The sequence below is a fragment of the Ruegeria sp. H4 genome (assembly GCF_056533065.1).
Genome location: NZ_JBQFOC010000002.1, coordinates 789,529 through 810,119 on the forward strand (window position 1 = coordinate 789,529; position 20,591 = coordinate 810,119).

The 20,591-nt window shown below is 57.7% G+C and carries 20 protein-coding genes; 9 read left to right on the forward strand and 11 right to left on the reverse strand.

All coding sequences use genetic code 11. The features are described from left to right. The first annotated feature begins 2 nt into the window (after positions 1–2). Positions 3–692, forward strand: a complete 690-nt coding sequence (locus ACR0KG_RS15455; protein WP_480547451.1) for a nitroreductase family protein — start codon at positions 3–5, stop codon at positions 690–692. Here the strand turns inward: ACR0KG_RS15455 and ACR0KG_RS15460 are convergent. Together ACR0KG_RS15460 and ACR0KG_RS15465 are read right to left on the reverse strand one after the other, a co-directional pair. Further along, complete coding sequence (locus ACR0KG_RS15460; protein ID WP_480827768.1) at positions 678–1,979, reverse strand: MFS transporter; 1,302 nt, start codon at positions 1,977–1,979, stop codon at positions 678–680. The two genes, ACR0KG_RS15455 and ACR0KG_RS15460, sit on opposite strands and share 15 nt — an antisense overlap. A 149-nt stretch (positions 1,980–2,128) precedes the next feature. After that, entirely contained in the window at positions 2,129–2,869 is a 741-nt protein-coding gene (locus ACR0KG_RS15465; RefSeq protein WP_480827769.1) for a YebC/PmpR family DNA-binding transcriptional regulator, read from the reverse strand. A 111-nt stretch (positions 2,870–2,980) separates the two neighbouring features. Here ACR0KG_RS15465 and ACR0KG_RS15470 point away from each other — a divergent pair, with 111 nt between their 5' ends. From ACR0KG_RS15470 to ACR0KG_RS15485, 4 genes are all read left to right on the forward strand, one after another. After that, positions 2,981–4,753, forward strand: coding sequence for an SLC13 family permease (locus ACR0KG_RS15470; RefSeq protein WP_480827770.1), 1,773 nt, complete (start codon positions 2,981–2,983; stop codon positions 4,751–4,753). A 16-nt stretch (positions 4,754–4,769) separates the two neighbouring features. Continuing rightward, positions 4,770–5,504 (forward strand): glutamine amidotransferase, encoded by a 735-nt coding sequence (locus ACR0KG_RS15475; RefSeq protein ID WP_480827771.1) that lies wholly within the window; start codon positions 4,770–4,772, stop codon positions 5,502–5,504. A gap of 73 nt (positions 5,505–5,577) precedes the next feature. Further along, entirely contained in the window at positions 5,578–6,435 is an 858-nt protein-coding gene (locus ACR0KG_RS15480) for a bile acid:sodium symporter family protein (protein ID WP_480540434.1), read from the forward strand. Between the two features lie 11 nt (positions 6,436–6,446). Next, a complete protein-coding gene (locus tag ACR0KG_RS15485; protein WP_480827772.1) occupies positions 6,447–8,108 on the forward strand; it encodes an FAD-binding dehydrogenase in 1,662 nt (553 codons plus the stop codon). Between the two features lie 6 nt (positions 8,109–8,114). On the opposite strand, the gene ACR0KG_RS15490 is transcribed toward ACR0KG_RS15485, so the two are convergent. The 3 genes from ACR0KG_RS15490 to ACR0KG_RS15500 form a co-directional block, all read right to left on the reverse strand. Continuing rightward, positions 8,115–8,849 (reverse strand): YbaY family lipoprotein, encoded by a 735-nt coding sequence (locus ACR0KG_RS15490; RefSeq protein WP_480827773.1) that lies wholly within the window; start codon positions 8,847–8,849, stop codon positions 8,115–8,117. A 97-nt stretch (positions 8,850–8,946) separates the two neighbouring features. Next, on the reverse strand, positions 8,947–10,725 hold the full coding sequence (locus ACR0KG_RS15495) for an SLC13 family permease (RefSeq protein ID WP_480827774.1): 1,779 nt from the start codon (positions 10,723–10,725) through the stop codon (positions 8,947–8,949). Positions 10,726–10,801: 76 nt separating this feature from the next. Further along, complete coding sequence (locus ACR0KG_RS15500; RefSeq protein ID WP_480827775.1) at positions 10,802–11,614, reverse strand: TIGR00282 family metallophosphoesterase; 813 nt, start codon at positions 11,612–11,614, stop codon at positions 10,802–10,804. A gap of 88 nt (positions 11,615–11,702) precedes the next feature. On the opposite strand from ACR0KG_RS15500, the gene ACR0KG_RS15505 reads away from it, so the two are divergent. Continuing rightward, positions 11,703–11,930, forward strand: coding sequence for a putative hemolysin (locus tag ACR0KG_RS15505; RefSeq protein WP_480827776.1), 228 nt, complete (start codon positions 11,703–11,705; stop codon positions 11,928–11,930). On the opposite strand, the gene ACR0KG_RS15510 is transcribed toward ACR0KG_RS15505, so the two are convergent. Both ACR0KG_RS15510 and mgtE read right to left on the reverse strand, forming a co-directional pair. After that, the gene (locus ACR0KG_RS15510) at positions 11,927–12,490 is read right to left on the reverse strand and encodes a 5-formyltetrahydrofolate cyclo-ligase (RefSeq protein WP_480547434.1); all 564 of its coding nucleotides are present in this window, start codon (positions 12,488–12,490) and stop codon (positions 11,927–11,929) included. The genes ACR0KG_RS15505 and ACR0KG_RS15510 overlap by 4 nt on opposite strands. After that, positions 12,487–13,881, reverse strand: a complete 1,395-nt coding sequence (gene mgtE / locus ACR0KG_RS15515; protein ID WP_480540420.1) for a magnesium transporter — start codon at positions 13,879–13,881, stop codon at positions 12,487–12,489. The genes ACR0KG_RS15510 and mgtE overlap by 4 nt, the downstream gene beginning before the upstream one ends. 139 nt (positions 13,882–14,020) lie before the next feature. Here mgtE and guaD point away from each other — a divergent pair, with 139 nt between their 5' ends. Beyond that, positions 14,021–15,307, forward strand: coding sequence for a guanine deaminase (gene guaD / locus ACR0KG_RS15520; RefSeq protein ID WP_480540418.1), 1,287 nt, complete (start codon positions 14,021–14,023; stop codon positions 15,305–15,307). Here the strand turns inward: guaD and ACR0KG_RS15525 are convergent. The 3 genes from ACR0KG_RS15525 to ACR0KG_RS15535 form a co-directional block, all read right to left on the reverse strand. Further along, the gene (locus ACR0KG_RS15525) at positions 15,304–16,638 is read right to left on the reverse strand and encodes an 8-oxoguanine deaminase (RefSeq protein ID WP_480827777.1); all 1,335 of its coding nucleotides are present in this window, start codon (positions 16,636–16,638) and stop codon (positions 15,304–15,306) included. The two genes, guaD and ACR0KG_RS15525, sit on opposite strands and share 4 nt — an antisense overlap. A gap of 112 nt (positions 16,639–16,750) precedes the next feature. Further along, a complete protein-coding gene (gene hisN / locus ACR0KG_RS15530; protein ID WP_480540414.1) occupies positions 16,751–17,542 on the reverse strand; it encodes a histidinol-phosphatase in 792 nt (263 codons plus the stop codon). Between the two features lie 50 nt (positions 17,543–17,592). After that, a complete protein-coding gene (locus tag ACR0KG_RS15535) occupies positions 17,593–17,964 on the reverse strand; it encodes a helix-turn-helix domain-containing protein (protein ID WP_480501238.1) in 372 nt (123 codons plus the stop codon). A 321-nt stretch (positions 17,965–18,285) separates the two neighbouring features. Here ACR0KG_RS15535 and ACR0KG_RS15540 point away from each other — a divergent pair, with 321 nt between their 5' ends. Next, on the forward strand, positions 18,286–19,242 hold the full coding sequence (locus tag ACR0KG_RS15540; RefSeq protein ID WP_480827778.1) for an NADPH:quinone oxidoreductase family protein: 957 nt from the start codon (positions 18,286–18,288) through the stop codon (positions 19,240–19,242). A gap of 5 nt (positions 19,243–19,247) precedes the next feature. On the opposite strand, the gene ACR0KG_RS15545 is transcribed toward ACR0KG_RS15540, so the two are convergent. Continuing rightward, positions 19,248–20,129, reverse strand: coding sequence for a LysR family transcriptional regulator (locus tag ACR0KG_RS15545; RefSeq protein ID WP_480827779.1), 882 nt, complete (start codon positions 20,127–20,129; stop codon positions 19,248–19,250). A gap of 127 nt (positions 20,130–20,256) precedes the next feature. Here ACR0KG_RS15545 and ACR0KG_RS15550 point away from each other — a divergent pair, with 127 nt between their 5' ends. Further along, positions 20,257–20,466 carry a YjiS-like domain-containing protein gene (locus ACR0KG_RS15550; protein ID WP_480540410.1) on the forward strand — a complete coding sequence of 70 codons (210 nt, stop codon included), beginning with the start codon at positions 20,257–20,259 and terminating at the stop codon, positions 20,464–20,466. Positions 20,467–20,591 lie beyond the last annotated feature (125 nt).

Consider the following 20,591-nt stretch of genomic DNA (forward strand, 5'->3'; position numbering starts at 1 on the left):
TTATGTTTTCACGCGACGCCCTCAGCTATGATCCGATCCCCCTGCCCGACCGGTGCGAGATCAGCGACGATCAGATGCAGCAGGCCGCACTGGCCTTTCACGACAAGATGCGGCAGCGCCATACGGTGCGCGATTTCTCGGCCCGCCCGGTCGAGAAAGCGGTGATCGAAACATGCCTGCGCACGGCTGGAACGGCCCCCTCGGGCGCCAATCATCAGCCCTGGCACTTTGCGGCCATCTCAGATGCCGCACTGAAACAGCAGATCCGCGAAGAAGCCGAGGAAGAGGAACGCCGGTTCTATGCCGGTGGCGCAGGCGATGAATGGATAAAGGCACTGGAACCAATTGGCACCAACGCGGTGAAAGAGCACCTGACCATCGCCCCCTGGCTGATCGTTGTGTTCGCCCAGCGCTGGGGCGAGTTTGAGGACGGCACGCGCTACAAGAACTACTATGTCCCCGAAAGCGTGAATATCGCCACCGGGTTCCTGCTGGCGGCGCTGCATCACGCCGGTTTGTCGACGCTGACCCACACCCCCAATCCGATGAAGTTTCTTAACGGGGCCCTGAAACGGCCAGCCTCGGAAAAACCCACGATGATCATCGCGGTTGGACACCCTTCAGAGACTGCAACGGTTCCATCGGTGGCCAAGCTGAAGAAGCCTTTAGACGAAATCTCATCCTTCTTCTGACGCTTTTCCGCTGGTTTCATTGACCTTCGCCTGAGCCTTCGGCAAAGCGATCCTGTAGCATGTTAAGGCCGAGATCAAACTGCACCCCACGATAAATGCAACGGCCAAGGCGACCTCATGCATATGTGCAATCGCGGCCAGTCCAGCGGACAAGACAACCGCTGCAATTCGGGCAATGCTCTTGACCGCAGCCGAAGCCTGAACGCGTTGATCCTTTGGCGCGACATCCAGAAAATACAGTTTGCGCGCGCTGCTGATACCTGTGGAGGCAACCGTTACGATGAACAGGGCAACGGCATGCAGATGCACATCATGATCCAGCTTGAGATAGTGAAACGTCAACAACACCACTCCAGTCGCCGCGACCATCAGAGTGCCCGTAACCATCACGGCGCGATGCGACTTCATATTGACAACTTGCCAAAGCGGCGCCGCCACCAGATACCCAGAAGCTGACGAGATGATCATCGCGGTCAACCCTTTGGCCGACGCATGATGCGCCTCGGCCGCGATCAGGGCGAAGAATGGAACCGATAAGGATACAACAACCAAAGGCATGCGCATTGTCATGTAGCGCCTGAACCATGCGTGATCGAACATCTCAACAATGGCTTTTACATTTGCTTTGAATGACAATTTGACTGCAGGTTTCCCGTCGGTCGATGCGCCTGTGGTTTTACCGATCTCAGCCAGCGCCATGATGCAGATCCCCGACAGCACGAAGAACGTGAATGAAACCGCTATCACAGCAGAGTGTCGCGAAAACGGAGGATTGTCCTTTGTGATCTCATGGATCAGCAGGGCCAAACCTATCGCCGCCAGACCTCCGCCCCCAAACTGCAAATACCGCATAGAAATACGTGATTTGGATTGGACATGATCCCCAAGCAGGTCGGTATACATAAGGTTCTGCATCTCATCGACCAGACCAATCACAAAGAAGACCATAACAAAGGCCATAGCGATCAGGGGCACGACGCCTGACGCGGCAACGGCCATCGCGATCAGCAGGCAAATTCCGATCACAAATTCAGTCATTGCGATGCCACGCTTCTTTCTGGGTTGGGCCGCAATGGGTTGAGCCAGAAAGAAATCTGCGATCATGCTGCCGACCATACGGATCGAGACCAGCGCACCCGCTACAAACATGGGCAACTCAAAAGACACAGCTAAAAAGGGCAACACAACGGATGGGCTGCCCAAGGTCCACGCGACCTGGGACAAAATGCTCTGCCCAGTCAAAACCGGGACATTGCGCTTTGCCAACTCACTTGCGTCTTGTGTCATACATTCTGCCATCGATTGCGACCGAACCAGCACCTAGGCTGGCTAACTCAGTTTAGCCTATTCTGCTACAGAGTTACGGCCAAGCACCTCTTTGGCATCAATAAAGCCCGGCCAATATGACCGGGCTCTGAAAACAACACGCGCTAACGTTACAGCTGCGCCATGACCTCGTCAGTGGCTTCGAAGTTGGTTGTAACGCGCTGAACGTCGTCGTCGTCTTCAAGCGCATCAACCAGGTTCATCAGCTTTTGCATATCCTCCAGGCCTAGCTCGGTTGTGGTGGTGGGCTTCCAGATCAGCTTGGTCGATTCAGACTCGCCCAGCGCCCCTTCCAGAGCGTTTGAGACATCGTTCAGATCGGTATCCGCGCACCAGATGATATGCCCGTCTTCAGAACTTTCGACATCTTCGGCACCTGCTTCAATCGCAGCTTCGAAAATCGTGTCCGCATCGCCCGCATCTGCCGGATATACGACCTCACCTTTGCGGTCGAACATGAACCCGACCGAGCCGGTCTCACCCAGATTACCGCCGTTCTTCGAGAACGTGGAACGAACGGTCGAAGCCGTCCGGTTGCGGTTGTCGGTCATGGTCTCAACGATCACGGCCACTCCGTTGGGGCCATAGCCCTCGTACCGGATTTCTTCGTATTCGTCGCCTTCACCCGCAACCGATTTCTTGATCGCGCGGTCGATCACGTCCTTGGGAACCGAGTTCGACTTGGCCTCTTTCACCGCCAGACGCAGGCGCGGGTTCTTGTCGGGATCGGGGTCGCCCATCTTGGCAGCCACGGTGATCTCTTTCGACAGTTTGGAAAACAGTTTGGACCGCGCGGCGTCCTGACGTCCCTTGCGGTGCTGGATATTGGCCCATTTGGAATGGCCTGCCATGGTGCGTCCTCGTCATTCGTAATTGCGTGTTCGGCGCTCATATAGACGGTTGCAGGGGGCAGGATCAAGGGATCGGCTTGCGAGACGCCCCCGTGCAGGTATGGTGGCGCCATGACGACAGAACAAATCATTCTTTTTGCGCTTTTTGCCACTGTTTTCGGAATGCTGCTATGGGGCCGCTTTCGCTATGACCTCGTGGCCTTTGCCGCCTTGATGATCGGCGTCGTGCTCGGCGTGGTGCCGGTAGACAATGTCTTCGCAGGGTTTGGTCATCCCGCAACGATCATCGTGGCGCTGGTTCTAGTCGTCTCTGCAGGATTGGTCCGATCCGGGGCCGTGTTCCTGATCACACGTACTTTGGTCGACGCCTCACGCGGGCTGGGAGCGCATATCGCGCTGATGGGCGGGATCGGCGCAGTTTTGTCGGCCTTCATGAACAATGTCGCGGCGCTGGCCTTGCTGATGCCCGTTGATATCCAGACTGCGCGCAAGGCGGGCCGGTCGGTGGGCCTGACCCTGATGCCGCTCAGCTTTGCGACCATCCTGGGTGGCATGGCTACGTTGATTGGCACGCCGCCGAACATCATCATCGCCTCAATCCGCGCCGAAACGCTGGGCGAGCCCTTCAGGATGTTCGATTTTGCCCCAGTCGGCGGCATAGCCGCGATTGCTGGCCTCGCGTTTGTGTCCCTCATTGGCTGGCGGTTAATCCCGAACCGAGGCCAGCAACAGGAAGCCTCGGATTCCTTAGCAGAATACATCGCGGAACTGACCTTGCCTCCTGACTCCCCTCATATCGGCAAGCGTGTCAGCGAACTTTATGAAGATGCCGAGAAATCCGATGTCGCCATCATTGGGCTGATCCGAGATGGCAAGCGGCGCTATGGCCGATCCTCCCACGCGACACTGAAAGAAGGCGACGCGCTGGTGCTGGAGGCCCGCCCCGAAGCGCTGGACGAATTTCGCGCAGCCTTGAAACTCAATTTCTCGGACACCCGGAGGCAAGAGGTGCTGACCGCCGAGGGCGAAGGGCTTGAAGTGATCGAGGTCGTCGCCACCGAAAGCGCGCGCATTGCAGGTCGCACCGCTCAGGGATTGGGGCTAGCATGGCGACAGAGCACCGTTTTGATGGGTATTTCCCGTCAGGGTCGCCAGATTACCGAACAGGTCCGCAAGACCGAGGTGGAAGCAGGTGATATCCTTCTGCTGCTCTGCCCCCGCGACAGAGGTGCTGATGTGACCGAATGGCTGGGCTGTTTGCCGCTGGCACAACGCGGGTTGAACGTAACCGCAAATGAAAAAGCCTGGCTCGCCATTGGCCTGTTTGCGGCGGCCGTTCTGGCGGCTAGCGTCGGCCTGATCTATCTGCCCATTGCGTTGGGGCTTGTGGTCATTGCCTATGTGTTGACCAAGATCATGCCGATCAGCGACATCTACAATCACATCGAATGGCCCGTCGTCGTACTGTTAGGGTCAATGATCCCTTTAGGCAGTGCGTTGGAGACTTCCGGCGGGACTGAACTCATCGCGAACGCCTTGATACAACTGACCAATGGCTTGCCCGCCTGGGCTATTCTGACAGTGCTGATGATCGTGACCATGACCCTGTCGGATGTGCTGAACAACACTGCCACGGCCATTGTCGCCGCCCCTGTTGGTATCCAGATGGCCCGTACTTTGGAAGTTTCACCCGATCCATTCCTGATGACGGTTGCGGTGGCGGCCTCGGCTGCATTCCTCACCCCCATCGGGCACAAGAATAACACACTTGTTCTGGGCCCCGGTGGCTACAGGTTTGGCGACTACTGGCGCATGGGATTGCCACTGGAGATCCTGATCATCGCGGTCTCGATCCCCTCGATCCTTGTCTTCTGGCCGCTGTGACAGGTAAAGGCCGCCTATGAAACGCTTTCTGATCCTGCAACTCCGCCCCGAGACAGATGCCTCGGACGCCGAATATGCCTCGGTTTTGGACAAAACCGGCCTATCGCCTGCGCAGACGCACCGCATTCGGCTGGATTGCGAGGACCTGCCCGAGGGGCTGAATGTCACAGATTACGCGGGTGTCATCGTCGGCGGAGGCCCCGGCTGCGTCAGTGACGATCCCAACACGAAATCCTCGCTTGACGCAAAGATCGAAGGTGCGGTCATGGGGCTTATGCCGCAGATTACGGCGCAGGATCATCCCTTCATGGGTTGCTGCTATGGCTTGGGTGTTCTGGTGGCTCATCTGGGCGGGGATGTCAGCAAAGCCCGGTTCGGCGAGCCGGTGGGCCCATCATCCTGCCGACTAACCGACGACGGCGTAACAGACCCTTTGACAGCCGGGCTGACCCGGGAATTCGACGCCTTTGTCGGCCACAAGGAAGCCGTGCAAGCCTTGCCTGACGGCTGCGTACATCTTGTCGCGTCTGACCCCTGCCCGTTTCAGATGATCCGCTGGGGCCAGAACGTCTATGCCACGCAATTTCACCCGGAGGCGGACGCAAAGGACTTTGAGCAGCGCATCAATATCTACAAGCACCACGGCTATTTCCCACCTGAAGACGCGCAAATCCTGATCGATATCTGCAACGCCGCAGATGTCACCCAGCCCGGTGAAATCCTGCGCCGGTTTGTCCAGCGCTACAAGTGACCTAACGGCGGTATTGCCTGCGGCTTTCAAGCTCGCGTAGGCTGATCCCAAACACCCTGGGGAGGAGTTGTTCTTGGATTTGCTTATTAATGTCGGCCTGCCGATCTCGCTGGCCATTATCATGCTGTCGCTGGGTATTGGGCTTGAGATTGCAGATTTCCGACGTGTGCTAAGCCGCAAAATCCCCTTTGCCATCGGTGCGGTGTGTCAGGTGGTGCTGCTGCCCATCGCCGCGTTTGCAACTGTTACCTTGTTTGGCTTTCCCCCTGAGATCGCGGTTGGTTTTATGTTGCTCAGCTTCTGCCCCGGCGGTGTAACCAGCAACATCCTGACCAAACTTGCAAAGGGCGATGTGGCTTTATCGGTCAGCCTGACCGCGGTAATCAGCATTCTGTCGATCCTGACAGTTCCGGTTCTGGCGGCGTGGTCTATCACGCATTTTATGGGAGAAAACGCGCCCGAGGTTTCGATCACCGGTTTGGCCATTGCCATGTTCCTGATCACAACCCTTCCAGTCGCGATCGGCGTCAGTATTCGTAAGTTTGCCACAGGGTTTGCAAACCGCGTTGAAGGTGGCTTGTCCGCGCTTGCCTCCATTCTTTTCGTTCTGATCGTCGTGGCAGCACTGGCTGGAAACTGGCAAACTTTTGTCGATAACCTTGGCATTATGGGCACGGGCTTGATTTCCTTGAATATCGCGCTTTTGCTGATCGGGCTGGGGATCGCGCGTGCCGCAAACCTGTCATGGGCCGAGTGTAAAAGCATCTCGATTGATACGGGCATCCAGAACTCGACGCTGGGTATCACGCTGGCGGCCCTGATCACCAGTACCGACAGCGGGTTCAGCCCGTTGGCCCTGCCATCTGCCGTCTACGGGATCACGATGTATGCGGTCGTGCTGCCATTTCTCATTTGGTTCCGCAAACGCTGAAAGGACCGCTCATGACCAACACCACCGCAGATGCAGTTATTGTTGGTAGCGGTTTGGCCGGTCTGGCCGCGGCGGCCGAACTGGGCGACCGCGGCAAAAAGGTGATCATGGTTGATCAGGAACCCGAAAGCTTTCTGGGCGGTCAGGCGTTCTGGAGCCTGGGTGGCCTGTTCATGGTCGGCACGCCGGAACAGCGCCGTATGGGGATCAAGGACAGTAATGAATTGGCCCTGCGCGACTGGATGGGCAGCGCTCAGTTCGACCGTGACGAAGATACCTGGCCGCGCAAATGGGCCGAAGCCTATGTAGAGTTTGCGGCTGGAGAAATGCGGCCATGGCTGCATGAGATGGGTCTGCGCTGGTTCCCAGTGGTGGGCTGGGCCGAACGCGGCGGGTCTTTCGCCAATGGGCATGGCAACTCGGTCCCACGGTTTCATATCACCTGGGGCACAGGGCCCGGCGTTCTGGAACATTTCATTCGCCGCGTCAAAGATCATGTCAGCGCCGGTTTGATCGAGTTGAAGTTCCGCCATCAGGTCAGCCACATCATCATGCAAAACGGCACCGCCAAAGGCGTGTCGGGTGAGGTTCTGGCCGACGACACTGCCCAGCGCGGCGGCAAGACCAACCGGGAAGAGGTTGGAGAGTTTGAGTTCTACGCACCTTCGGTGATCGTCACGTCCGGCGGGATCGGTGGCAATTTCGAAATGGTCCGGAAGAACTGGCCACAAGATCGTCTGGGTGAGCCACCCAAAGACATGGTGGCTGGCGTTCCGTTTCACGTCGATGGCCGCATGATCGCCATCAGCGAAAAGGCGGGGGGGCATGTGATCAACGGCGATCGCATGTGGCACTATACCGAAGGTGTCAAGAACTGGGATCCGATCTGGCCCGCCCATGGCATTCGTATTCTACCCGGACCAAGCTCGATGTGGTTCGACGCGACTGGCAACCGGATGGAACCTCCGTGTCTGCCAGGCTTTGACACTTTGGGGACCCTGCGCGAGATCCTGAAAACAGGATACGATTACAGCTGGTTTGTTCTGACGCAGAAGGTGATCAAAAAAGAATTCGCCTTGTCCGGATCAGAACAAAACCCCGATTTCACCTCGGGCAGTTGGAAAGAGGTCATCCGGCAGCGGATTTTATCGGGCTCGAAAGCCACCGCACCGGTCGAGGCCTTCAAGGAAAAGGGTGAGGATTTTGTCGTTGCCAATACCTTGACCGAACTGGTCAGCGGCATGAACCATTTGGGCGGCGGTCTGATTGACGAGGCACATCTGCGGGCACAGATTGAAGCGAGGGATTCTCAGGTCGACAATCCGTTCTCGAAAGATGCACAGATGATGGCGATCCTTGCCGCGCGTAACTATCGCGGGGACAAACTGATCCGCACTGCCAAGCCACACAAGTTTCTTGACCCCTCGAACGGCCCGCTAATTGCGGTCAAACTGCATGTGCTGACGCGCAAGACCCTGGGCGGGCTGCAGACCAATCTGGACAGCCAGATGATCGGTGCTGACGGGCAAATGGTGCCCGGCCTGTTCGCCGCCGGAGAGGTCGCGGGCTTTGGCGGCGGAGGCTATCATGGCTACAACGCGCTTGAGGGCACGTTCCTTGGTGGCTGTATCTTCTCGGGCCGCAATGCAGGTCGGTCACGTGCGGTGGCTTAACTAAGCTTACTGTTTGCGTACCAGTTTGATGACCGGCTCACCCGCCCCATCCAACAGCGCCAATGCGTCCCCTTGCCGCACAAAACTCGTGATGGTTTGCAGCGCTTTGAGAAACTCACGTTCGACCTCATCCAACGGGGGTGGGCACGCCATTAGGGTTGCGGCCATATTGTCCGGAAAGTCGATTTGGTTGCTGGATATCTCGGCCTGACCAGTGAACCGATTGCACCCACCAGTCCCGGAGAAGGCGCCGTTTTGCGCAAAGATCAGCTCTGGCGTTCGCTCAGTTTCTATCGGAGCGCCGTTCAGCGTTGCGGCAATCCATTCTGTGTTGTCCAGTGATGGTTCACTCTGCACCTGAACCAAGATCAGATCGACCGCATCATCGGCACCGTTTGTCAGTACCGGATAACTGGTATCGGTGGTGAACAACAGCCTTTGACCCTGCGAAATCGACGCACGAACGCTATAGCGGTGTCCGTCCTGGATCAGTGCGTCGTCATAGGTCAGCTCAAAATGTGCAGGAACACCTGTCAGCGCATAGCGTTGAGCGGCCAAGGTCACTGCAGGTGCGTCCGCCAGAGAGACATCCTGAAGTTCGACAAACAAGGTGGCATCTGGCGGCACAGCGATCCGTTCACGATAGGTGGCTGACCCTTCGACGGTTCCGGCGATACCCACCTGGCCCATTCCCGTCAGCAAAGCCGTTGCAGCGCAAATTGCGGTTGCTCTCGCAGACATGATCCAATTCCTTCTGCACAATCACATACACAAAGCTCTGTATGTTCGCGTGATATTACAAGGGCCACTGCGGGCGGACGGCAAGCTTGCGCCGATTTTACAGAGGCCAGATCAATGGGATCAGCAGCGATGCCAGCAGCCCAACCGTCAGGTTGAGCGGTATGCCCACCTTCATGAAATCAGTAAACCTGTACCCGCCGGGACCATAGACCATCATGTTGGTCTGATATCCAATGGGCGTCGCAAAAGAAGCCGAAGCCGCAACCATGACAGCGACAACCAAGGGGCGTGGATCCATCCCGACAGCTTGCGCCAACCCGATGGCGATAGGTGTAACCACAACTGCAACCGCATTGTTCGACACCAGTTCAGTTAAGACCGAGGTCAGTAGATATACCGCCCATATGATCAAGAAAGGTGGCAATAGCCCAAGCGAAGGCGCGATGGCCTCGACAATCAGCGACACTGCACCCGAAGCATCGAGAGCGGCCCCGATGGCAAGCATTGCAAAAATGAGGGCTAGCAGACGGCCCTCAACAAAGGAAAACGCCTCATCCGCATCGATGCAACGCGTGACCAGGACGACTGCGACCGCCAAAATCGACAGTAATAGGATTGGCGCGACACCCAGCGCAGCCAGCGCGACGATGCCAACCAGTGCACCAATAGCAATCGGTGCATGGCTGCGACGAAAGGCACGGGCCGAAGGTTGGGTGACGTCGACCATATCCATATCGGCGGCCAGTTTCTGAATGTCGGCAGGTGAACCTTCCAACAACAAAGTATCGCCCACGCGAACGACCAGATCATCCAACTGTCGGCCGATATTCTGGTTCCGACGATGCACCGCCAGAACATAAACACCATAGCGCCGTCGCAGCCTGAGCGCCCCAAGTGTGCGTCCAACCATACGACAGCCCGGAGTGATCAGTACCTCGACCGTTTTGGTCTCAATCGCCGACACCTGATCAACCCGCTTTAGCTCTTTGTTGCGTTGCAGGCTCAAAAGTTCGGTCATCTCGGTGCGCAGAACCACCCGATCACCCACATCGAGTGTCACGCCTTGCAGATTGCGGCGCAGCGAGTCATCGCCGCGCACAACGTCGATCAGTCGTACGCCGGGGCGTTTGAACAACTGCACGCCGGTTACTTCGCGCCCGATCAAGTTGCTGTCGGGTGGGATGACGGCCTCGGTAAAGAACTTCATCTTGGAGCGATCGCTAAGCAGCGATGCCATACTGTCGCGCTCCGGCAGCAGGCGGGGCGCAACAAAGCGCAGGTAGACCATGCCATAGATAACGAGCGCAATGCCCAGCGGGGTAACCTCGAAAATCGTGAAGGGCCGCATCCCCTGCGCGCGGGCAACACCATCCACCAGCAGGTTGGTCGAGGTTCCGATCAGGGTCAGCGTTCCACCCAGAATGGCCGCATAACTGAGCGGGATCAGCAGTTTTGAGGCTGGTACATTCAGCGTGCGCGCGATCTGAACAAAGACCGGGATCATCACAACAACAACGGGCGTGTTGGAAACAACCGCCGAGGCCAGAACCACAAATGCCATAAGCAGGGCGATGGCGATCTTGGGGTTCACTTGCGCCTGTTTCTGCGCAGTCGAGGTGAAGGCATCCAGCGCCCCAGTACGCACCAGTGCCCCCATGATGATGAACATCGCAGCAATGGTCCACGGGGCGGGATTTGACAGGACGGCCAGCGCGCTTTGATAGGGCAGTATTCCCGTCACAAGCATCAAAGCAACACCACCGATGGCGACCACCTCGGTCGGGTAAACTTCTCGCAGGAACATGACGAACATGCCCGCAACAATCAAAAGCGCCAGAATTGCGCTGCCGGTGTCTGTCAGTGAAAGGAAGTGCATTCGTGGTATTCTGTCCGAACCCTGGCCCAAGCGCCTGACGGGTAGTTTCCCGCATTGCGCGAGGCAGGGCAAGCCTTTACGGACCCGCCTGCTCTAGCCGCCCACCGACGCGTACCATGCGCACGGTTTTTGTACTGCCGTCCTGATCGTTGGTCTCGACGAATACACCGCTCAACGTTGCCTCGCCATTCGCGGGGGTGAATCGAGCTTTTGGCATACCGGTAATGAACCGGCGCAGCGGCTCGACCTTGTCCATACCAATGACCGAGTCATAGTCGCCGCACATCCCCGCATCCGTCAGATAGGCCGTGCCACCGGGCAGGATCTGCGAGTCTGCCGTGGGCACATGCGTATGTGTCCCCACCACAAGACTGGCACGCTTGTCGCAATAATGGCCCATCGCCATTTTCTCGGATGTCGCCTCGCAATGCATATCGACGATGATCGCATTCGCCTGCCCACCGCGCGGGTGCGACTTCAGGATCGGTTCAATGGCCGAAAATGGATCGTCAAAGGGCCGTTTCATGAAGACCTGCCCCAGCACCTGAACCACCAGCACCTTTCGGCCTCCAGGCGCGTTGAACAAGCGATGCCCGCGCCCCGGTGCGCCTTTGGCAAAGTTCACCGGGCGCACGATGCGCGGCTCTTTCTCGATGAACTGCAGCATATCTTTCTGGTCGAAGGCATGATCGCCCAACGTCACACAATCTGCACCTGCATCCAGCAACAGCTTGGAGTGATCGCCGGTCAGGCCCATCCCGTTCGAGGCGTTCTCGCCATTGACCACAACGAAATCCAGCCGCCACTCATCGCGCAGACGCGGCAGATGCTGCTGGATGGCCGTGCGTCCCGCGCGGCCCATGACGTCACCCAGAAAAAGTATCCTCATGCGCACCGTCCTAAGTGTGGTCAATGCCAAGCACAAGCGGTTAAACTAAGGCCATAAAGCGCAAAACTGCATTGGATCGGAGACATTCATGACCCGCCACCTGATTTTCGCCACCCTTCTTGCCCCCCTCGCCGCCTGCGATCAGCCTTCGGAGCCCACGACCGGGCTGGCCAACCCGGCAGCGACCTTCTGCAGCAAAAAAGGCGGGCAGTATCAGATCGTCGATGGCGAGGATGGCCAAACCGGGACATGTACCATGCCAGATGGCTCAAGGCAGGATGCATGGGAGTATTTCCGAGCCGAGAATATGGGTTAAGTATTGAAACTAAGCACCCGGCTCTCGGTAATGACCATGTCCAGCGGCTGATCTGTAGGCTCCAGAGGCAACCCCTCGGCCTCTTGCGCGTCAAAGGCAAAGCCGATGGCCAGCGTCGGGCGCTTGGCGCGCAACCCTTCCAGCGTGCGGTCATAGAAGCCGCCACCATATCCCAGCCGTCCGCCCAGTGCATCGAAAGCCACCAGCGGAACGATCAGGATCTCGGGATCGAAATAGTCGTCAACCTCAGGCACCTTTGCGCCAAAAGGCCCATCTTTCAGCCCCCCTTCAGGCGTCCAGCGCGAGAATTTCAATGCCTGACCGGCGGCTTGGATCACCGGAACGCCAACCGCGCCATAGGCCGAAGCCTCAGCCATCGCGGGCAGCGGGTCGATTTCGGTGCGGATCGGCATGTAGCCTGACAAGGGCACGCCCCGATAGCCTGCCAAAACCTCGGACAGACGTCCTGCGGCTCCGGGCAGGCGCGCATCAAACGCGGCTTTGCGACGGGCGAAGGCCGCTTTGCGCGCTGCAGCCTTGATTTCAGTCAGATCGGTCACAAAAGCACCACGCTGGCCAGTCCCAAGAAGATAAAGAACCCCATGACATCCGTTGTGGTCGTCACAAATGTCCCCGAAGCCAGAGCGGGGTCAACACCCAGTCGGTCCAGCACCACAGGTACTACCGTACCCGCGAAACCCGCGATGATCATGTTCACGACCAAGGCTGATCCAATCACGACGCCCAGCAGTGGAGAATCAAACCAGAGCATTCCTACCGTCCCCAACACGATGGCAAAACACAGCCCGTTCAGCATGCCGACCAACAGCTCTCGCCGGATCACGCGCATGACATTGGCGGCAGTCAGATCGCGCGTCGCCAGCGCCCGCACCGCAACAGTCAGCGATTGGGTCCCCGCATTCCCCCCCATCGAGGCCACAATCGGCATCAGGATCGCCAGCGCCACCAACTGATCGATCGCCGCCTCGAATTGTGAAATCACCAGCGAGGCGCAGATGGCCGTACACAGGTTCACCGCCAGCCACGGCAAACGCCGACGACTTGTTGCGGCAACGCTGTCCGACAGCGAGCTTTCGTCGCTGACACCGGCGAGACGCAGAATGTCTTCCTCATGCTCCTCGTCAAGAACCACCATCGCGTCGTCAATGGTGATTACGCCGACCAGTCGGCCATCAGCATCCACAACTGGGGCCGAGATTAGGTGATACTGGTTGAACGCGTAGGCCACATCCTCTTCGTCCTGATCAACGGGAATGACATGAAATTCCTCTTCCGTCAGATCATGCAGGGGAACCTCGCGCCGGGTTGCCATCAGCTTGCCCAAGGTAACTTGTGCCACGGGTTTCAGGCGCGGATCGACCAGAACGACGTGATAGAACTGTTCAGGCAAGTCGTCATTGGCGCGCATGAAATCGATGGCCTGGCCCACTGTCCAGTGTTCGGGCGCCATGACCACCTCGCGCTGCATAAGGCGACCGGCCGAGTTTTCCGGATAGGCAAGCGCCTGCTCTGCCGCGACGCGCTCGGAATCCTCCAGCGCGTCCAAAATGGTTTCCTGCTGCGGCTCTTCAAGGTCTTCCAGCAGGTCAACGACATCGTCACTTTCCATGTCCCGAACGGCTTCGGCCAGAACATCGGGATTCAGGACACTGATGACTTCTTCTCGGACCGATTCATCCAGTTCTGAGAGAATGTCGCCGTCAAATTCCTTGTCATACAGACGGATCAGCCGGGCCCGGTCATAAGGGTTGATCTGTTCCAAAAGGTCGGCGATGTCGGCTGCGTGCAGCGGCTCCATCAGCTCGATCAGCTTGGCCCGATCATCCACGTCCACGGCATAGAGAATGGTCGCGACAGTCCGGCGATCCAGCGCATAGGCATCCTCGTCAGAGGTCGAGTCACTTACGGGTTCATCAAAGCCTGTCGTCATATCTGCCCCCGTTTAGTCGGTCATTGATCCCTAATTAGAAGAAGCAGCTACCGGAAAACAATGACAATACGCCGATTTACCCGCATCTTTCGCCCGCATATGCTGATCCGTGGCCTCAAATAGCTAGGGAACAGGGCGAATGGTGCAAAAGACGCTTTTGAAAGGGCGCATACTGAGTTTCGACGGATCGCCCTTTGACGGGGTACCTACCGACGCGACCCGTCTGGACGAGGCGCTGGTGATCGAAGACGGGCGCGTGCAAGCTGTCGGTTCACTGGACACGCTGGCCGATGCTCATCCGGGTGCCGAAACTCGGGACTATGGCAACCACCTGATCATGGCCGGTTTTGTGGACCCTCACGTCCATTACCCGCAAACCGCCATGATCGCGAGCTGGGGCAAACGGCTGATCGACTGGCTGAACACCTATACCTTCCCCGAAGAGATGAAGTTCGGCGATACCAACTATGCGACCGAGATCGCGAACCGCTATCTCGACCTGACAACGGCGCATGGCACCACCACCATGTGCAGCTTCTGCACGATCCATCCCGAAAGCGTCGATGCGTTCTTCTCGGTCGCGCAACAACGCGGGCAACGGGTTGTAGCTGGCAAAACCTGCATGGATCGCAACGCGCCTGAGGGTTTGCAGGACAATGCGCAAACAGCGTATGACCAGTCCGCGGCGCTGCTGGAGAAATGGCACCACGTGGATCGTCTGTCTTACGCGATCACACCTCGGTTTTCGCCCACATCCACGCCTGAACAGCTTGAGGCTTTGGGGGCGCTTTGGGCAGAACATCCACATTGCCTGATGCAAACCCATCTGAGCGAGCAGACGGATGAGATCGAATGGGTTAGGTCGCTGTTCCCGAATGCGCGGGACTATCTGGACACCTATGAGAAATTCGGTCTTCTAGGTCGAAATGGTCTTTACGGTCACGTTATCCATCTGGAAGACCGTGAACGCGACAGGTTGCGTGAAGTTGATGCAGCGCTGGTGCATTGCCCGACTTCGAACACCTTCATCGGCTCGGGCCTGTTTGACATGAATGGGTTGATCCATGACGGCCACCGGGTCGGGTTGGCGACCGATACCGGCGGCGGGTCCAGCTTTTCGATGCTGCGCACGATGGCCGCCGCTTATGAGATCGGCCAACTGCGCGGGCGCCCTCTGCATCCGGCGCAATTGCTGTGGCTGGGTACAGTCGGATCAGCCCGGACACTGCGGATGGACGACTGCATCGGCAACGTCGCCCCGGGGATGGAGGCCGATCTGGTTGTCATCGACCTTGCCTCGACCCCAGCCATCGCCCAGCGCGAGGCCCATGCGGATGATCTGTGGGAAGCAGTCTTCCCGACCATCATGATGGGCGACGACCGCGCCATTGCCGACGTCTGGATCAACGGGCAGCGCGCGGGTTAATCCCGCAACGCCCGCGCCAATGCGTTCTGCCGCTCAATGGCCAACGGCAAGTCAATCGTTGCAATATGACCGTCCCGTACGATCTGACGCCCCTCGACGAACAGGTGTTTGACCTGCATAGGCCCGGCCAACAGCAAAGCAGCGGGGTCCCAACTGCCCGCGCTTTCGATGCAGCACGTGTCCCACACGGCGATATCGGCCCGCTTGCCCGGTATCAGCCGGCCGCAATCGGGCCGTCCAAGTACATCCGCGCCGCCTCGGGTTGCAATCTCCAGCGCTTCGCGAGCTGACATGGCGTCGGCCCCGTTTGCGACACGTTGCAAGAGCATCGCCTGCCGCGCCTCAAGCATCAGATTGCCGTTGTCATTGCTGGCCGACCCATCCGCGCCGAGCCCAACATTCACGCCCTGATCGCGCATGGTTCGCACCGGTGCGATACCCGATCCGAGACGGCAGTTCGAACAAGGGCAATGGGCTACCCCGGTTCCGGATTTCGAGAACAGATCGATCTCGGCCCCGTCCAGTTTGACGCAATGCGCGTGCCAGACATCGGGGCCGGTCCAGCCTAGATCCTCGGCATATTGGCCCGGACGGCAGCCAAATTGCGCCTGGGAATAAGCGATATCTTCGTCATTCTCGGCCAAATGGGTGTGCAGCATGACGCCCTTATCGCGCGCCAGCAGAGCGGCATCGCGCATCAGGTCCCGGCTGACTGAAAAGGGCGAACAGGGCGCGAGGCCAACCCGGCACATCGATCCCTCGCTCGGATCATGGAACGCATCCACAACGCGGATCATGTCGTTCAGGATATCATTTTCAGCCTCAACCAGACTGTCCGGCGGCAGGCCCCCGTCACTTTCGCCAATGCTCATCGCGCCGCGGGTGGGATGAAAGCGTAGGCCCAGGTCCGAGGCGGCGGAAATCGTATCCTCCAGCCGTGCGCCATTGGGATAGAGGTACAGGTGATCGGAACTGAGGGTGCAGCCGGATAGTGCCAGCTCGGCCAGCCCGATCTGGGCTGAGGTAAACATCTGCTCCGGCCCGAACCGCGCCCAGATGGGATAGAGCGTTTGCAGCCAGCCAAACAGCAACGCGTCCTGCCCGCCCGGAACCGCGCGGGTCAGGGTCTGGTAAAGGTGATGATGCGTGTTCACCAGACCCGGCGTGACCACGCAGCCCCTGGCATCATGCACCTCGCCCGTTGTCGTCAGCCCGTGACCAAGTTGCGAGATCTGGCCGTTGCGGATCAGGATATCTGCATCGTTTAGCTCGCGACGGTCATCATCCATGGTCAGGATGGTATCTGCGTTTTTGATAAGAAATTCAGTCATAGCGGCACTCCTGCAATTGCCTGTCTCATGCAAGGAATGCGAGGCCGGTGGAAAACAGGCGTAAGAACCGGCTGATACCGGTTTAGCGTCAGGGCGTTACTGGGGCAATGGTTTAGTAGGTGCGCAGGATGTCTAGCGCGGCCGCATGAATCTCGGCATTGGCAGCTGCAAGGGCACGTCCACCATTATGCGCGGGTCCGCCTTGCCAATCGGTTACGATGCCACCAGCAGCCTCGATCACCGCAATCGGAGCTTGAATATCATAGGCGTTCAACCCCGCCTCGATCACCAGATCCGCCTGTCCCGCAGCCAGCAGCGCGTAGGCATAGCAATCCATGCCATAGCGCGTCAGTTGTACCTGTTTTGACACAGCTTCGAACCCTGCGCGATCTTCAGAGGTGCCGACTTCAGGGAAGGTTGTGAACAGGGTGGCTTGTTCGAGCGTCTTTACTGCACGCGTCGCCAACTGTGATGTGCCCAAGGGCCCGGTCAGCTGCGCAATCTCGGACGACCCTCTGAACCGTTCGCCTATATAGGGTTGATCGATCACCCCCAGTTCTGGGCCGGCTGAGGTGCTGAGCGCGATCAAAACGCCCCACGTCGGTGTGCCACTGACAAATCCGCGCGTTCCGTCGATTGGGTCCAGAACCCAAACGCGACCGCTTTGGCCTTCGGACTGGCCATACTCTTCACCTAAGATGCCGTCATCGGGGCGAAGACGTTGCAACACCTCGCGCATTGCTTTTTCAGCCGCGCGATCTGCGATAGTGACGGGATCAAACCCGCCTTCCAGCTTGTTAGCGGTTTCAAGATCGTGTTGGCGAAAATGCGGAAGAATGGCCGCGCGCGCCGCGTCGGCCATTTCTTCAGCAACATCCATATCGGTCAGATGGGTCTGGTGCATGGGCCACTGGTGCGGCCAACGCCTGTCAAAGTCAAGCGCGCGCGATCAGATCACGCTACGTCACTCAGAACCCGTGCCAATTCGAACAGACGGCGGCGCTGATTTTCCGGGATTGCGTAGTAAGAGCGCACCAGATCCAACGCTTCCTTATCCCCCATCAGGTCCGCAGGCACAGACTTCTTTTCATCCGCGCTTTTCTGAACCTCTTCCAGCCCTTCAAAGAAAAAGCTGACAGGAACTTCCAATGCCTCAGCAATGTCCCAAAGGCGAGAAGCACTGATTCGGTTGGCACCGGTTTCGTATTTTTGGATCTGTTGAAACTTGATACCAACTTGCTGCGCCAATTGCTGTTGGGTCATCCCAATCAGCCAGCGGCGATGCCGAACGCGCTTGCCCACATGGACATCGACGTGATGAGTCATTGGTATTCTCCTTTAGTACACAAACATCTGATCGGGATTGCGCGACGTCCGGTATCGCAACATTAGAGAATGGAATTTAACCATTCCCTAATACGGATCGTGCCTCCCCCGATTACAGCACTAGCTGCTTTTATTACTTTTTTTTGATCATTTTTCAAGATGGTTGAGTCATGCAGCCAGAACGATGGTTTATGGTTGTGTCCCTGATTGGCCAAAGCCGCGAACACCGTGTTGCTTTTTGGGTCAAGCTCGGCCGCCCAATATCATTGACAAGTCCCGTGCAAAACGCACCTATGCCCGGTGCAGGGAGATGATCAGATTATGCAGGCATTTCACATTCAATCCGCAGGTGAGCAGGCCAAGCTTTGCCAGATCACCACACCTAATCCCTCCTTGGGTCAGGTGCGCGTTGCGATCAAAGCCTGCGGACTGAATTTTGCCGACCTTCTGATGCAAAAAGGGACATATCAGGACACGCCCGCCGCTCCGTTCACATTGGGGATGGAGGTTGCGGGTGTCATAGATGCGGTGGGTGCCGATGTAAGCGGCATCAGCATTGGTGATCGCGTGGCCGTCTATTCAGGACAGGGTGGGCTGGCGGAATTTGGGGTTTTTGACGCCGCACGGGTGATATCACTGCCCGACACGATCAGCTTCGAAGAGGCGGCGGCGATCCAGATCGCATATGGAACCAGCCACCTGGCACTGTATCACCGTGCCAGGTTGCAGCCGGGTGAAACACTGCTGGTTACCGGCGCGGCGGGCGGGGTTGGCCTGACAGCGGTCGAGATTGGTAAGTTGATGGGGGCAACCGTAATCGCGCAGGCACGCGGGGCGGACAAGCTGGCCGTTGCCAAAGCTGCGGGCGCAGATCACTTGATCGACACCTCAGAAGACCTAAGAGACGCGGTCAAAGCGTTGGGTGGCGCAGATGTGGTCTATGACGCAATCGGTGGCGACGTGTTCAAAGCGGCCTTTCGGGCCACGAACCCCGAAGGGCGTCTGCTGCCCATCGGGTTTGCCGGTGGCGAGATTCCGCAAATCCCCGCCAATCACCTATTAGTCAAAAACCTGACGGTGATTGGCTTCTATATTGGCGGTTACCTGACCTTCCGACCCGAAATCGTAAGGGACAGTTTCAACACGTTGTTTCGCTGGCACAGTGAAGGCAAGATCAAGCCGCATATCAGCCACATCTTGCCCTTGTCCGAAGTCGCACAGGGAATGCAGCTGCTGAAAGAACGCAAGTCCACCGGCAAGGTCGTTATCACAATCTAAATGACCTATCCCGCGACCGCACGCAGCTGGCTGCCCCCGAGCATGCGGAAATTCTGCCTGACCAGATGCGCCAAGGCATCGACAATCGGATCCCGCCCTTCATTGCCGCCATAGAGGTTGATCATATGGGCAGGCAATTCCGGAAGTGCGCCACCTGATTCGATCTGTTCCAGATGCGCGGCCTCGGTTCCGTCCAGCATGGCATGAACGGCCAGATCGGCACTGACGGTGGCTTCGATGGTTCGGTCATTCTCGGTTTCCACCGACAATTCCCAAGGGATGCCAGCCGCGTCCAACGCCGCGATCACCTGCGGGCGGAACAGACATCGGCGCCCCAAAGCCAAGGGCAACGGACGCTTTCGCCAGGCAGAACCGCCCTGCGCACCGATCCAGCGTAGCGGTAGCTCAGCGATGGTTTCGGACCCACCAACGGGGGTCGGCTCGGTGGTCAGGATCACATCGCATTCGCCCCGCTTGAGCATATCTTTTAGCTGTAACGAATAGGATGACACCAGTTGCACGCGAACACGCGGAAAATCGGAGTTGAACCGTTGCAGAACACGTGGAATGGCCGGATAGACAATGTCATGCGGCACGCCCAGTACGATTTCGCCCTCGAACGCCTGATCAGTCAGTTTCGAGATCACCTCGTCATTCAGCGCGATCATTCGACGCGCATAGGTCAATAACTGCTCACCCGAGGCGGTAAGCGCGATCGTGCGTCCACTGCGATCCAGCAATTCAAGGCCCAGCAACTCCTCTAGACGCTTAAGCTGCATCGAAACTGCAGACTGTGTCAGATGCAGAAAACCAGCTGCACGAGTGACCCCACCCTGATCGGCAACCGCCATGAACGAGCGTAAGGTGGTAATGTCCAGATTTCGCATCTTCACGATCCCTTATGAGACTCATCAAAAATATTCGTTTTTAAAATATGACATGCTTTGCCATATACATCAAGGAAGTTGATTGGTTTTCGGGAAACCATCAGAGAATGCAGAAAGGACAATGATTATGACCCAAATTGCACTCAAACAGACCCGTCAAAACGCAACGCGCCCTATGATGTCGTTGATCCAACACATGTTAGCAGTGAGGCGCCAGCGCCGCCGATTGATGCAGCTGGACAATACGTCTTTGGAAGACATGGGAATTACCCGAGAAGAGGCGATGGAAGAAGCGCGCCGCTACCTTTGGGATGCCCCAAACTACTGGAAAAGATGACTCGTATGCTCATGTTTTTAAGGCGATAGGTGACGCTGGGTTGCCTATCGCCTTTTTTGTTACGTGTTTTAGTCGGTTTTCCGCCGGAAACTCTTGAAATACAGCCCCTAGTTGCCGATATTTAA